Here is a 14674-nt window from a genome sequence, read left to right on the forward strand (position 1 = left end):
GATCGATACCTGTGGAGTGGCTGATTTCCGTCACACAGAGCGGAGATCGCGCGTGCAGCGTTGAGAATTTCACACCCGAGCATCGTATTGTGCTGCCTCGGGCTGTAGCGCCCGAACGACAGGGCCGATGATGTGCGTATCGCGCTCTGTCAGCGCGCCATTTTCTTCAGCCCATCGTGACCAGGCCACGCCCCGGAAAACAGCTTCGCTGGCTACAGGATCATCGCCAGTCCATCCTCGATCTCGGCATCCTCGCGGGTGCCGTAGGCGTGCTGTGCATGGGTGTAGCCAGTCTCGATCTAACCGGTTGGCTGGCGGCGCTGGATGCCAGGCATCCGGCGTGGCACGTCTTGCCGTTAGTCGTCCTGATGGGCTTGTCCTCTCCGCTGGTGCTGGTGTTTGCCTGGCGGCGCTGGCGCGAACTTGACGACATGATGGCCGATGCGGACACCGACGGCCTGACCGGACTGCACAACCGTCGCAAGACCGAGCGACTCCTTGAGCGCGAGTTCGATCGTGCCCTGCGTTACGCGCGCCCGCTGTCGCTGGTCATGTTCGACGTCGATCACTTCAAGCGCATCAATGACTCCCTGGGACACCCTGCCGGTGATCTGGTGCTTGCGGGTATCGCGCGGCGCATTCAGCGCAAGATGCGCGCGACCGATCATCTGGGGCGTTGGGGCGGCGAAGAGTTCTTGCTGATCTGCCCGGAGACCGACACGGAGGGCGCCATGCAGATCGCCGACCGTATGCGCCGTGCGATTCGCCGCAAGGCCTTTTCCTCGGCTGGTCTGGTGACCGCCAGTTTCGGCATCGGTAGTCACAGCGGTGAGGGCAACGTTGATGTGCTGGTGCAGCGCGCCGACCAGTGGCTCTATGCCGCCAAGCAGCGCGGCCGCGATTGCGTGGTCAGCCACCTGAATGCAGGCGACGATGCGGGTGTATTCCTGCAGCAGGACGTGGGCGTGAGCAGCATCGGGCCGGGCACGCGTCTGTCGAACATGCTGTCGACGATTGCCGCGCCGATGCGCAGGGCGCGCGGCTGAATCAACGCTCTTTTTTTGCAGATTTTCAGTGGGTAGGGAGCCTGTAAAAATGGAGCGAGCGCGCAGCTGGCTAGGCGGCTCGCGCAGAGCAGCGCTCAGGCACGGCGAGCGAGCCAACAACGCCAGCTGCGGGCGCAGCCCATTTTCTACGGGTTCCCAGCGCGGACGCGCAGGGAAAGCTGCAGGAATTCATCCCACACGTCGCCGGTCGTCAAGCCCTTGACCATGCGGTCTATGCGCGCGGCATGCATCAGCGCGGCACGCAGGGCGCCGCCACGAAGCCTTTGCACGGCGCGCTTGCATAGCATCTGGCGGGGGCCGAAGACGCGTTCGTTTTTCAGGGCCATATCGACAGGCTGGCCGCTGTCCATGGCGGCACGCACATTGGCCAGGGTGCGGATTTCATTGGCCATCGCCCACAACACCAGTGGCGTCGCGGCACCTTCTCCCTGCAGGCCTTCCAGCAAGCGTGCGCAGCGCGCCGCATCGCCCTCCAGCAAGGCTGTGCGCAGTTTCTCGGTGTCATAGCGGGCAACGTGCAGCACGGCATCTTCGACCTGTTCCAGCGTCAGTGCGCACTCTCCGTAGAGCAAGGCCAGTTTCTGCAGCTCCTGGTGGGCAGCGAGCAGGTTGCCTTCTACATGCTCGGCAATGAAGACGAGCGCTTCGCGCGGTGCAGTCTGCTGCTGGCGGGCGAGGCGGCTGGCGATCCATTGCGGCAGTTCGTTGAGTTGCGGTGCATTGCACTCGACCGTGACACCGGCTTCGCTCAACGCTACGAACCAGCCGAGCTTGCGCGCAGCCCAGTCCATGTGCGGCAGGGTGACCAGGGTGATCACACCGCCATGCGGATCGACTTCCTTCGAGAAGCGCGTGAGCACGTCGCCGCCATCGCGGCCGGGCTTGCCGGTGGGGATGCGCAGGTCGACCAGCTTGAGATCACCGAATAGCGACATATTGCCGCCCGCGAGATTGAACTGGTCCCACTTGAAGCCTTGCGTCACGACCAGCACTTCGCGTTCGGTGACGCCCTTGGCGCGCGCAGCGGCGCGGATCGCGTCGCCTGCTTCGATTGTCAGCAGTGGCTCATCGCCATGCACGACGTAGAGCGGCGCCAGCTCACGCTCAAGGTGACTCGCCAGTTGCTCGGGGCGCAGATTCATTACGGGCGGGCACCCGGGCCGATCGGTACGCCGGAAACTGCTGGTTCGGCATCGGGCGCAACCGGAGTCATGCGGACTGCGGCAAGGCGGCGGCTGATCTGCTGCACGAGGTCGCTCTGCATGTCGCGATAGAGCAGGGCTTCTTCCTGATCCTTGGCGAGAACGATGCTGTCGCTGTAGGTGATGTCGCGGGTGATGTTGATCTGTTGCAGCGGCAGGACTTCCCTGCCGGCCTTGTCATGCAGGCGGAACGCGAAGCGCTTGCGCAGCTGGTATTCGCGCACCGTACCGGTCGGGCCGAGCGACAGGATGGCTTTCTCCTGGCTGTCCTCCAGCACCACGAAGCGCACTTCTGCATCTTCGCGCTTGTCCACGGCCACGGTCGTGCCGGAAGTCCTGATCTGGCGCTTCAGGTCAGCAGCCAGTTCCGAATACGGACTCATTTCAAGATAGATCGTCTTGAAAGCCATCGGCTTGGGGCCGCGCAGCTGGAAGCCGCAGGCACTCAGTACGAGGGCGATGAAAGCAATCAGGACGAAGGAAAGAAGGGCGGACGGGGCGCTGGTGGGCTTGCAGAAAGGGGTGCGCAGGGCGGACGTCATCAGCGTGAATCCATTAATCAGGCGGATCGCCATTCTACGGCTTCCGGCCCTGTCGCAGGAAACCGACACGAACAAGCCCGGTCTTATCGGGCATGCTGATCATTGACATGGCAACGGAGGTGCGGAGATGAAGGCGGGCGGGATGGGTTTCGGGCAGGGCCTTGCTGGTTTTGGCTGGCGGCGATGCTTCTTGCTGGCAGCCTTGCTGGGGGGCTTCGTCGGCCCGGCCATGGCAAGCGATCTGACGCTGGAGGCGACGCCTGAGTTGCCCGTCAAGCTACGCTTCGTGCAGATCGACAAGTTTGCGACAAGCCGTTTCGACCGCGAGCCTGCAGGACGTCGCGATGCGATGCTCACCGAGTTGGGGAAATACGCGCAGCAAGCGGTGGCGCCACGCCTGCCCGCTGGCCAGACTCTGCAGATTGATGTGCTCGACCTTAAACGTGCAGGCTCGTCTGCGCGCAACGCGCGGGGCACGCCGGGCGGGGCGGGCGATATTCGTGTCATTCGCGAAACGGACCCGCCGCGCATCGACCTGAGCTTCAGGCTGCTCGATGCCAGCGGTGGGGTCGTGCGGACGGAGACGCGCAAGCTGCGCGACATGAACTACCTGAGCTACGGCGACTTCGGTGATTCCGATCCGCTGCGCTACGAGAAGCGCCTGCTGGACGACTGGGTCGATCGCGATTTCCCGAAACAGAAGCGGAAATGAGCGAGGCGGGTGCGCAGGCTGACGGCCCGCGTACCCTCCGCTTTGCCGATCTGCTCAGCGACCCACCATGTCGCCGGGTACGACCCAGCGGTCGAAGTCTTCGCCGCTCACATGACCTGACGCGACAGCTGCTTCGCGCAAGCTCGTGCCTTCCTTGTGGGCCTTCTTCGCGATGTAGGCCGCCTTGTCGTAGCCGATGTGCGTGTTCAGTGCTGTCACCAGCATTAGCGAGCGTGCCACCAGCTCGTCGATGCGCGCGCGGTTCGGTTCGATGCCCACGGCGCAGTGGTCGTTGAAGCTGACCATGCCGTCCGCGAGCAGGCGCACGCTCTGCAGGAAGTTGTGCGCCACCATCGGGCGGAAGACGTTGAGTTCGAAATTGCCCGAGGCGCCGCCGATGTTGATGGCGACGTCATTGCCGAACACCTGCGCGGCAAGCATGGTGACTGCCTCGCTCTGCGTCGGATTGACCTTGCCCGGCATGATGGACGAGCCCGGCTCGTTCTCGGGAATGCTGATCTCGCCAATGCCGCTGCGCGGGCCACTGGCCAGCCAGCGCACGTCGTTGGCGATCTTCATCATGCTGGCGGCCAGCGTCTTCAGCGCGCCATGGGCGTGCACCAGTGCATCGCAGGCAGCCATCACCTCGAACTTGTTCGGTGCAGTGACGAAGGGCAGGCCAGTGAGCCGCGCCAGTTCGGCTGCCACCTGTTCGGCATAACCTTTCGGCGCATTGAGGCCGGTGCCGACAGCGGTGCCGCCCAGCGCCAGTTCGCAGAGATGCGGCAGAGCTGCGCGTACGTGGCGCTCACCCTGTGCGAGCTGCGCGACCCAGCCGGAGATCTCCTGACCCAGCGTAAGCGGCGTGGCGTCCTGCAGGTGGGTACGACCGATCTTCACGATGTCATCGAAGTCGCGCGACTTGTTTTCCAGCGTGGCGCGCAGCTTCGCGATGGCAGGCAGCAGCTTGTGCGTGAGGGCTTCGACGGCAGCGACGTGCATGGCGGTGGGGAACACGTCATTGCTCGACTGGCTGCGATTGACGTCGTCGTTCGGGTGCACCTTGCGCCCCTCGCCGCGTTCGCCGCCCAGCAATTCGCTGGCGCGATTGGCCAGCACTTCGTTGACGTTCATATTGGTCTGCGTGCCCGAGCCGGTCTGCCACACCACCAGCGGGAATTCCTGCGGATGCTTGCCGGCAATGACTTCATCGGCGGCGGCGATGATGGCCTCCGTCTTCTGTGCGTCCTGCAGGCCGAGGGCATGATTGACCTTGGCCGAAGCACGCTTGACCTGCGCCAGCGCGCGGATGATTTCACGTGGCTGCTGCTCGCCGGAGATATCGAAGTTCTGCAGCGAGCGCTGTGTCTGCGCGCCCCACAGGCGCTCGGCGGGTACGTCGATCGGGCCAAAGGTGTCGCGTTCGGAACGTGTGCTCATGGTGCGGGGGCTTTCTTCAAGGCGTTACGAGAAGGAACTGGCGTTTCAGTCGGGCTTTCAGTCTGCCGCACCGGATGCGGTGTCGTCTGCCGGCGTGATGTCGAGACGGACCAGTTTGAAGCGTAGCTCGGCTAGCTGACGCTGCTGGCTTTCGCCTTTCACGATGCGCACCATCTGGTCCAGCGGCTGGTAGATGTGATCGAGACAGAGGCTGCGCCAGTACAGCGGCAGGGACGGGTCGGCCGCCGTGGTGAGCAGCAGATTGGCCGTCGTGTGCGCCATCTGCCACAGCGGGTAGTCCGTATTGGCATGCAGCCAGCGTCCTGTCGTCAGATATTGGTCCAGCAGGCGCGGCTCGCAGGGAAACAGGGACAGCCGCACGCGCATGCCCATCCAGCGCCATTTCTCGACGGGCGACAAGTGACAGAAGTAATGGCGCATGGCGGCCTCAATCAATTAAATAAGAATCATTATCATTTGATGTGAGTGCAATGGCAAGGGCCTTCGCGGGCCGATCATTCCGCTATGCGGTGAGCGCCTGATCGCCCCTGCGCCGACATCAATTGCCACTCAAGAACCAGCCACATTCCGCGTTAACCGGAAGATGAAGCAGCTTGCCCAGCGTCCTCCCGTCATGTCTCCGCACACCGCCCCGGTCGAGGCCGGCGCGACGCATGCCGTGAGCTGGCGACACTGGTTGGTGCTAGGCGTCTGGCTGGCGGGCAGTCTCGCCGTGCTGGGTGCTTTTGAATATCAGTCCGCATTGCGCGGGCTCTTGTGCGGTGGTTGAAGACGCCCGGCCAGCGTGGGGTTTGAGCCGCTTACTTTTCTCGGATCACGATTAGACGAGGAATGTCGTATGAATGATGCATTGAGATTGTTCCGGGCACGTGCCGATGCGGTACTTGTCGTCGTGCTGGCAGCCCACCTCGGCGTTTGTCTGGTGGTGGCGGCTTTTACCAGCACCTGGTTGCCCGCCTTGCTGATCGGCATACCAGCCCTTGCCGTGCCAGTGTTCCTGTGGCGAACGGTGCCAGGGCAACTCGTGACCAGCCTGGCGGTGGCCGCCGGCTTCATGATCTTCTCGGCACTGCTCATTCACCAGAGCTCCGGCATGCTGGAGACGCACTTCGGCATCTTCGCCTTGCTGGCCTTCCTGCTGCTGTATTGCGACTGGCGCCCGCTGATCATGGCTGCCGCTGTCATCGCGGTCCACCATCTCGGTTTCTCCTTCATGCAGGCGCAAGGCGTCGGCGTGTTTGTTTTCCCCAAGGCCGAGGGCGTTTCCTTTGTCTTCCTGCACGCGGCCTATGTCGTGATCGAGACGGCCATCCTCTGCTACATCGCGCGGCAGCTGCTGCTGCGCGTCGAGAGCGGTATCGATATTTCGCGTTTCGCTTCGCACGTGCATGAAGGCAAGCTCGATTTCCGCTTCGACGAAAAGCGCCTGCAACAGAGCAGCGAACTGACGTCCATCGCGGGGCTGCAAGCCTGGCTGCGCAGCTTGATCAGCGACACCCAGCAACAGGCGACGGCACTGCGCGCGCTGGCTGCCAGCCTGAGTCAATCCTCACGTGTCATCTCACAGGGTGCATCGCGACAGAACGATGCGACGAGCAATATGGCCTCGACCATGCAGGAGCTCGGCAACACCATTCGCGACATCTCCGAGAGCGCGACGTCGGCGCACGATCTGGCAGAGCAGTCGAGCAACGCAGCGCATGCCGGCGCGCAAGTCGTGCAGGGCGCTGTTGAACAGATGACCAGTTTTGCCGACGTCGTCGACCGCGCCGTAGCGAGTGTCGAAGAGCTCGGCAGCAAGGCCGAGAAAGCCGCCCAGGTGGTCACCATCATCAAGGACATCGCGGACCAGACGAATTTGCTCGCCCTGAATGCGGCGATCGAAGCGGCGCGTGCTGGCGAGACGGGCCGGGGCTTCGCGGTCGTGGCCGATGAAGTGCGCAAGCTGGCCGAGCGCACGACCAGCGCAACCAACGAGATTGCCGCGATGATGGGTGACATGCACAACGCCAAGAACTCCGTGCTGGAGTCCATCCAGATGGCCGTCAGTCAGGCGCACGAAGGCGTGGCGCAAGCGAGCGGTGCGGGGCAGCGCATCGGCGTGATTACCGAGAAGACCGGGCAGGTCGGCCAGATCGTCAGTCACATCTCGGATGCGCTGAGTGAGCAGACAGCTGCTTCGCAGCAGATCTCCAGTCATGTTGAAAGTATCGCGAGGATGGCCGATGAAGCCGAGTCGAACACGCGCAACATCGCCGAACAAGCGACCAGACTCGATCAGATTTCCAGCAGCCTGCACAACTCCCTGTCGCGCTACAAGATCGGTTGACCCGCAAGAAGTCAGACCGCATCGGATGCAGAAAAGGCCGGGTGATTCCGGCCTTTCTTACTGCGTGCGACGCAGGCTCAGTCGTGCAATTCGCGCGTCGTATCGTCCATGCCCAGGCGGCCGATGAAGGGCAGGCGCAGCGCGGGGCGGTTGAAGTCGATGCCGAAGTCCAGGCCGAGCACATTGAGCTCGATCCCTTCCTCGAGGCCAAGGTTGAACCCGAGCAGGCCCAACAATGACAACTGTATTCCGCGGCCGGAAGGGCTCAGACCCAACGGCCGGGTGAGCGGGCGATAGTCCTTGCCGATGGCATTGGCGGGCATGTCGAGACGCAGCGTCGGCACTTCGCGGCCGATATGTGCGACGAAGGTATTGCTGTTGGGGCCGGGATAGGCATCGTAGGTGTCGGCATACGGATAGCTCGCGATGGCCGCTTCAATCTCGCCGATCATTGCCTCCACGCCCGGGCCGCGATGCTCGACCAGCAGCTGTGGCTGCGCGCCGAACCACAGGCCGTCGGCAATCGCGTAGTCACGCTGCACGACGTCACTGCCGCGCCAGCCGACCACGTCATAGCGCGTCCAGGCCGTCTCGCTGCGTCGCTTGTAAATGATCCAGGTATGCACGGCGAAACGCCCGCGCCAGCCCCAGGTCTGTGCGGCATAGACCTGCACGATGGCTGTGTCTGCCAGCGTGGCAGGGTCGGGGGCAATGCCGGAGGAGTGACGTGGTGCGTCGGCCCAGCTCATGGGGCGTGACGCTTCTTCGCCAGTCGCCGTCCGCACGAAGCTCAAGGCCAGCGATAGGCATCCGATCGATACGAAGGTCAGCGCCAAGGTCCGTAGCACACGCCTTGCGGTTTTCATGTCGAATCTCCTGTGCATCTCGTCAGCGCGGAACAGGGCAGAGCATGACAAAAAAAGAGGCGCCACAGGCGCCTCTTTGTCGATGCAGCGAGGATCAGATCAGCAGACGATGTTCACCAGACGGCCCGGTACCACGATGACCTTCTTCGCTGGTTTGCCTTCCATGAACTTCACGGCAACCTCCGAAGCGAGGGCAATCGCCTCGATGGCCTTGTTGTCGGCACCTGCGGGCACCTTGATCGAGCCGCGCGTCTTGCCCAGCACCTGCAGCACGAGTTCGATCTCGTCCTGTACCAGTGCAGCTTCGAGCGGCTCTGGCCAGGTGGCTTGCAGGATGTCATCTCCGTATCCGAGGTCGGCCCACAGCACGTGCGTGATGTGCGGCGTGATCGGCGACAGCACACGCAGCAGGATGCCAAAGCATTCCTCGATCACTTCGGCGGCCAGTGAAGAATCGCGCGGCGCCTTCTCCAGTGCGTTGAGCATTTTCATGCACGAAGATGCGACCGTGTTGAACTGCTGCTTGCCGAGGTCGTAGTTGGCCTGCTTCAGGTTCAGGTGGATTTCACGGCGCAAGGTCGCGAGGTTATCCGGCAGCTTGGCCGTCGCGAGTTCGCGTTGCGCAGGCAGCTTGCTACGCACTTCGTTGGCGAACACATTGCCGAAGGCCCACACGCGCTTGAGGAAGCGGTACGAACCTTCGATGCCCGCATCGCTCCACTCCAGCGTCTGCTCTGGCGGCGCAGTGAACATCATGAAGAAGCGCGAGGTGTCAGCACCGTACTGCTCGATCATCGCGTTCGGATCGACACCGTTGCGCTTGCTCTTCGACATGGTGCCGTAGCCGCCGTAGTCGACAGGATTGCCGTCGCGCTTGGCAGTGGCGCCGGTGACGCGGCCAGCTTCGTCCTTGATCAAGTCGATCTCTTCCGGCGCAAACCATTCGATACCTGTCTTGTCCGAACGGCGCGAGAACAGGTGGTTGAGCACCATGCCTTGCGTGAGCAGGCGCTTGAAGGGCTCGCGATATTTCACGAGTCCCAGATCACCCATCACCTTGGTCCAGAAGCGCGAGTAGAGCAGGTGGAGAATCGCGTGCTCGATGCCGCCGATGTACTGGTCGACCGGCATCCAGTAGTCCGCACGCTCGTCGGCCATAGCTTTGTCATTGCCCGGCGTGGCGAAGCGCGCGTAGTACCAGGACGAGTCCACGAAAGTGTCCATCGTGTCCGTTTCGCGACGGGCGGGCTTGCCGCATTTCGGGCAGGCGCAATCGAGGAAGGACGACAGCTTGTTGAGCGGATTGCCCGAGCCGTCCGGCACGCAATCGGTCGGCAGCACGACGGGCAATTGGTCGTCGGGCACCGGCACCGAGCCACAATCGGCACAGTGGATGATAGGGATTGGGCAGCCCCAGTAACGCTGACGTGAGATGCCCCAGTCGCGCAGGCGCCACTGAGTCTTTTTCTCGCCGATGTTCTTCGCCACAAGGTCGTCGGCAATTGCATCGACAGCGGCGGCGTAACCCAGGCCGTCGTACTTGCCGGAGTTGATCGTCTGGCCTTCCTTGCTGCCGTACCACTCCTGCCACGCATCAGTAGAGAAGCTCTTGTCGCCAACTGCGATGACCTGCTTGATCGGCAAATCGTATTTCTTGGCAAAGCCGAAATCGCGCTCGTCATGCGCCGGCACGGCCATCACGGCGCCGTCACCGTATGACATCAGCACATAGTTGCCGACCCACACTTCGACCTGTTCGCCGGTGAGCGGATGGGTAACGAAGAGGCCGGTGCGCAGGCCTTCCTTCTCCATGGTCGCCATGTCGGCTTCCATGACCGACCCGCTCTTGCACTTGGCGATGAAGGCGGCGAGTTCGGGATTGTTCTGTGCAGCATGCGTGGCGAGCGGGTGCTCGGCCGCAACGGCACAGAAGGTCACGCCCATGATGGTGTCGGCGCGCGTGGTGAACACCCACAATTTGCCGTCACCGATCAGTGCGCCGCTCTCATCCTTGATGTCGTGCGGGAAAGCGAAGCGCACGCCGGTGCTCTTGCCGATCCAGTTGGCCTGCATCAGGCGCACGCGCTCTGGCCAGTTCTCCAGCGTATCGAGGTCGCCGAGCAGCTCTTCGGCATATTGCGTGATGGCGAGGTAGTAACCGGGAATCTCACGCTTCTCGACGACGGCGCCGGTGCGCCAGCCGCGACCATCGATGACCTGTTCGTTGGCGAGCACGGTCATGTCGACCGGGTCCCAATTCACGACCTGCGTCTTCGGGTAGGCGATGCCCTTCTCGAGCATGCGCAGGAACAGCCACTGGTTCCACTTGTAGTACTCAGGCGTGCAGGTGGCGAGCTCGCGGCTCCAGTCGATGGCGAAGCCCAGCGACTTGAGCTGACCCTTCATGTAGTCGATGTTGTCGAAGGTCCACTTTGCGGGCGGCACTTTGTTGGCGATGGCAGCGTTCTCGGCGGGCAGGCCGAAGGCATCCCAGCCCATGGGTTGCATCACGTTGAAACCGCGCATCTTGTGGAAACGCGTCAGCACGTCACCGATGGTGTAGTTGCGCACGTGGCCCATGTGCAGCTTGCCCGACGGGTAAGGAAACATGGACAGGCAGTAGTACTTCGGCTTCGTCGCATCTTCGACGGCCTTGAAGGCCTCGGTGCGCTCCCAGTGCTGTTGGGAGGTCTTTTCAGTGGCCGTGTGGTCGTAATGAGAGCTGAGATTTTCCTGCATGGGGATGGGCGTGGGCCGAGTAGGGCCTGGTTCGGTTGGCGAATCCGCCATTTTAGCAGCACGCTCGCGGCAAAGCCCGCATGGGACGTATGCGACGCCCGTCGGCAGGTCCTATGATGGGATCTTCAGCGCCGCGTGGCGCGGACATGGAGAGTTGATATGAGACGCGAGGCAAGGCAGCAATTGGTGGGCAGGGCCGGATGGCGAGTGTCACTGGGCGCTGCGTTGGGGGCGTGCCTGATGCTGCCCGTGCTGGCGATGGCGGCCACCCAGGCTCCCAAGGTCGCCGTGCGCTTCGGCCCGCCTGCGGGCCTCTCCGAGAATCGCGACCGGAGCTATGTGAGCAAACAGCAAGGCGCCTGGTTGGTTCAGCTGGGCCTGTACATGCAGAAGACGATTTCGCCGGGCCTGGCAGGCAACGAGCGTGCGGAGATCGAGGTGCGTGATCTCAAGTTTGCAGGGAATGTTGAGTCCTGGAGCGGGCCGGCAGGCAGTGGCCCGCGGGTGGTGCGTGACACGACCCCACCGCGCATGCACGTTGTCTTCCGCGTCGTCGATGAAAATGGGCAGGTGCTGCGCAGTGGCGAACGCAAGCTGCGTGACATGAACTTCATGGTCAGCACTGGTAGCCCCGGCGACACGCTGCGCTACGAAAAGTCTCTTGTCGACGACTGGGTGGATCTCGACTTTCCTGCCAGGCCCTGAGTCCGCGCAAGGCTTCGTGCCTGCCGGGAGTGCCTATTCAAAGCACTCCTGGATGCTCGTCAGCGCGCCGCGCAGGCGCGGGTACTCGCGCTCCAGCGCCGGCGTATCGGCGCGAACGGCGGCATCCTTCAGGTGGGCTGCGAAGTCGTGCATCTCGTCCATGCCGACTTTTTCCGCGCTGCCGCTGATGCTTTGAAACAAACTGGCCAGTGCCTCCATGTCGCGGCTCTGCCAGGCAGCGTCCATCAGGCTGATGCGCTCCGGAATGGCAGAAACGAACACGTTCATGACTCGCTCCATCAAGTCGTCTGCCTGCCCGGCCAGTTCGACCCCGCTTGTGTGCCCTGAGGTGCTGCTCGCCGTCTCGTACCAGCTACGGTGGGCCGTATCCTGCCAGGGCTGGGTGCTGGTGGCCGGGACATGGTTGGCCTCAAGCGTCTGAATGATAGTCTCGAGAATCTGGTGCAGCTGACGTTCGGACACCGGCTTGGTCACGAAATCGTCCATTCCCGCGTCGAGGTACTGCTGCCTATCCTCGTCGCTGGCGTTTGCGGTGAGCGCGATGATGTGGATGTCGGGATTGCGTACGGTCATCCCCGGCAGGCCGCCGGCGCGGATGGCACGTGTCGCATCGGCACCGTCCATCTCCGGCATGCGTCCATCCATGAGGACGACGTCATAGTCCCTGTTGGCCAATGCCTGCACGGCGGCCAGGCCGGTCCCGACGATATCTACTTCATGCCCCATGTGCGTCAGCTGGGTACGCACGATGAGCTGGTTTACGGGCACGTCTTCGGCGCACAGCACGCTAAGCCGTCGTGCATGCGGGCGCAGGGGCGCTTCCAGGTCGACGCTGGGCGCAACACCCGGCGACAGGAACAGGTCGAAACGGAAGGTCGTGCCCGCACCGTCCTCACTGCTTACCTCGATCTTGCCGCCCATGGCCTCGACCAGCTCGCGGCAGATTGCCAGGCCCAGGCCGGTGCCACCGTAGCGGCGCGTGGTCGAGACGTCAGCCTGATGGAATTTCTGGAAAAGCCGTGGCAAGGCTTCGGCCGGGATGCCGATGCCCGTATCCCGGACGCTGAAGCCGACATGATGCTGCTCGCCGACCATGCCAAGGTCATTCACGGTGACGGCAATGGAGCCTTGATCGGTGAACTTCACGGCGTTGCCAACCAGATTCATGAGTACCTGGCGGATACGCGTCGGGTCGCCCTGCAGGTACTGCGGCAGCGTCGGGGCGATGTCGAGATCGAAGCGCAGGCTGCGGCTGGCGGCATGTGAGCGGAAGGCCTGGATGCTGTCACGGGTCTTGGCGCGGAGATCGAAGTCGATGTGCTCGATCTTCAGCTGGCCGGCCTCGATCTTCGAGAAATCGAGAATGTCGTTGATGATGCCCAGCAGCGATTCGGCGTTCGACAGACTCATGTCGAGATAGTCGTGCGTTTCGCGCGTCAGCGAGCGGTCGTGCAGGGCGAGGCGCAAGGTGCCGATGACGCCCGACAAGGGCGTGCGGATCTCGTGGCTCATGCTGGCGAGGAATACCGACTTTGCCTGGTTGGCGCGCGCAGCTTCTTCCTCGGCCTGACGCCACTGCGTAATGTTGAAGTTGGCGCCGACGATGACCTTGTTGCCTTCGGCGTCGACGCAGGCGCGTTTGGAAATGAGCCGATAGCGCGCTTCGCCGGTTTCTGCGTGAGGGCGGCTTTCCTCCTTCAGGATGACGGCGCCCTGGAGGACCGCAGCGTCTTCCGCGGAAACGACATGGAAAATCTCTTCGAGGATCTTCGGATCCCGTGGATTCGGATTGCTCGGGTGGATCGACGAATCACCAATGATGGCTTCGCGCGGGCGGCCACGCTCCTGGATGAAAGCCTCGTTGACCATCAGGTAACGGCTTTCGGCGTCCTTCACGTACACCGGCTGCGGGATGACGTCGATCAGGCGCTGCATATAGGTCTGCACGCGCTGGCGCAATTCCACCTCGCGGTCCAGCGCGGCCTGTAGCGTGCGCTCGGCGATACGCAGGCTGGTGATGTCGAAGTGCGCGCCGACAATGATGGGGTTGCCGTCGGCATCGAAGCTCAGGCGCTTGTGGACCTGGCGGATACGTTCTTCGCCCGTCACCGGCGTGCGTGCGTGGTGTTCCTTGAAAATGTTCGTGCCGTTGCGCAGGATCTCGGCGTCTTCTTCGGCCACCATGTGAATCGAGTCGGCATTCGGTGCGAGATCGAATGAGGTCATGCCAATGAGCTCGTGCGCTGGGCGCTGGCGCTCGCGCGCGAATGCCTGATTGACCATCAGGAAGTGCGCTTGCGCATCCTTGATGTAGATAGGCTCGGGCATCACGTCGATGAGTCGCTGCACGAAATCCTGGGTGCGTTTGCGTTGTTCACGCTCACGCTCCAGCACCTCCTGCAACTCGCGCTCGGCGACACGCCAGCGTGTCACGTTGAAGTTGGTGCCGATGATGACTTTGTGGCCGCGCGCATCCATGCACGCCTCCTTCGCCACCACCTGGAAACGCTCCTCGCCGGTGACGGGGTTGGGGCCGTGTTCTTCCTTGAAGAGCTGAAGGCCTGCGAGCACCTTGCGGTCCTCGTCGAAGACCATCTTGCCGTAGGTGGGGTCGTCGAAGACATGTTCTGGCAGCTGGCCAATCATCTCTTCCGGCTGCTTGTTCAGCTGGCGCGCAAAAGCCTGGTTGACCAACAGGTAGCGACTGTTCGCGTCCTTGATGTAAACCGGTTCGGGAATGATGTTGATGATGCGCTGCAAAAAGGCGTGCGTTTGCGCAGTGCCGCCTTCGGGAGGCGTCGGTTTCGTGAGATTCCAGAGGGCGAGTAGCAGGGCGCTGAAGCCGGTCAGCGCGAGGGCCACAACTTCAGGAAGATGCCAGTACAGCGAGCCGAGCGCGGCCATCGTCGCCAGCGCAACAGACAAGCCAATGTCCACGAGTCTCCTGCTGATCTCACGCCTGCTCATTGCTGTTCCAGTGTTCCGTACCTGTGCCAAAACGCGTTCCGCAATTGTCTTTAGTGATGCCCG

12 protein-coding genes are annotated in these 14674 nt (G+C 62.7%); 5 read left to right on the top strand and 7 right to left on the bottom strand.

Annotation, left to right across the window (positions count from 1 at the left end):
• The first annotated feature begins 176 nt into the window (after positions 1-176).
• On the top strand, positions 177-1046 hold the full coding sequence (locus VVD49_RS10675; protein WP_327599166.1) for a GGDEF domain-containing protein: 870 nt from the start codon (positions 177-179) through the stop codon (positions 1044-1046).
• Between the two features lie 146 nt (positions 1047-1192).
• On the opposite strand, the gene holA is transcribed toward VVD49_RS10675, so the two are convergent.
• A complete protein-coding gene (holA, locus tag VVD49_RS10680) occupies positions 1193-2209 on the bottom strand; it encodes a DNA polymerase III subunit delta (RefSeq protein ID WP_327599167.1) in 1017 nt (338 codons plus the stop codon).
• Complete coding sequence (locus tag VVD49_RS10685; RefSeq protein ID WP_327599168.1) at positions 2209-2844, bottom strand: LPS-assembly lipoprotein LptE; 636 nt, start codon at positions 2842-2844, stop codon at positions 2209-2211. Before VVD49_RS10685 ends, holA begins: the two co-directional genes overlap by 1 nt.
• 94 nt (positions 2845-2938) lie before the next feature.
• On the opposite strand from VVD49_RS10685, the gene VVD49_RS10690 reads away from it, so the two are divergent.
• Complete coding sequence (locus tag VVD49_RS10690; RefSeq protein WP_327599169.1) at positions 2939-3523, top strand: DUF3016 domain-containing protein; 585 nt, start codon at positions 2939-2941, stop codon at positions 3521-3523.
• Positions 3524-3577: 54 nt separating this feature from the next.
• On the opposite strand, the gene fumC is transcribed toward VVD49_RS10690, so the two are convergent.
• Positions 3578-4963: a class II fumarate hydratase gene (gene fumC / locus VVD49_RS10695; RefSeq protein WP_327599170.1), complete on the bottom strand. Its 1386-nt coding sequence runs from the start codon at positions 4961-4963 to the stop codon at positions 3578-3580.
• Between the two features lie 57 nt (positions 4964-5020).
• The gene (locus VVD49_RS10700) at positions 5021-5404 is read right to left on the bottom strand and encodes a hypothetical protein (protein ID WP_327599171.1); all 384 of its coding nucleotides are present in this window, start codon (positions 5402-5404) and stop codon (positions 5021-5023) included.
• 193 nt (positions 5405-5597) lie between these two features.
• Here VVD49_RS10700 and VVD49_RS10705 point away from each other — a divergent pair, with 193 nt between their 5' ends.
• Positions 5598-5753 (top strand): hypothetical protein, encoded by a 156-nt coding sequence (locus tag VVD49_RS10705; RefSeq protein WP_327599172.1) that lies wholly within the window; start codon positions 5598-5600, stop codon positions 5751-5753.
• Between the two features lie 69 nt (positions 5754-5822).
• The gene (locus VVD49_RS10710) at positions 5823-7313 is read left to right on the top strand and encodes a methyl-accepting chemotaxis protein (protein ID WP_327599173.1); all 1491 of its coding nucleotides are present in this window, start codon (positions 5823-5825) and stop codon (positions 7311-7313) included.
• A gap of 77 nt (positions 7314-7390) precedes the next feature.
• Here the strand turns inward: VVD49_RS10710 and VVD49_RS10715 are convergent, their stop codons facing one another.
• Both VVD49_RS10715 and leuS read right to left on the bottom strand, forming a co-directional pair.
• Positions 7391-8179, bottom strand: a complete 789-nt coding sequence (locus tag VVD49_RS10715; protein WP_327599174.1) for a DUF3750 domain-containing protein — start codon at positions 8177-8179, stop codon at positions 7391-7393.
• A 99-nt stretch (positions 8180-8278) separates the two neighbouring features.
• Positions 8279-10918: a leucine--tRNA ligase gene (gene leuS / locus VVD49_RS10720; protein ID WP_327599175.1), complete on the bottom strand. Its 2640-nt coding sequence runs from the start codon at positions 10916-10918 to the stop codon at positions 8279-8281.
• A 207-nt stretch (positions 10919-11125) separates the two neighbouring features.
• Here leuS and VVD49_RS10725 point away from each other — a divergent pair, with 207 nt between their 5' ends.
• Positions 11126-11623, top strand: a complete 498-nt coding sequence (locus VVD49_RS10725; RefSeq protein WP_327599176.1) for a DUF3016 domain-containing protein — start codon at positions 11126-11128, stop codon at positions 11621-11623.
• A 33-nt stretch (positions 11624-11656) separates the two neighbouring features.
• Here the strand turns inward: VVD49_RS10725 and VVD49_RS10730 are convergent, their stop codons facing one another.
• On the bottom strand, positions 11657-14611 hold the full coding sequence (locus tag VVD49_RS10730) for a PAS domain-containing hybrid sensor histidine kinase/response regulator (protein ID WP_327599177.1): 2955 nt from the start codon (positions 14609-14611) through the stop codon (positions 11657-11659).
• Positions 14612-14674 lie beyond the last annotated feature (63 nt).

This window comes from Uliginosibacterium silvisoli, assembly GCF_036017035.1.
GTDB classification, from domain to species: Bacteria; Pseudomonadota; Gammaproteobacteria; order Burkholderiales; family Rhodocyclaceae; genus Viridibacterium; species Viridibacterium silvisoli.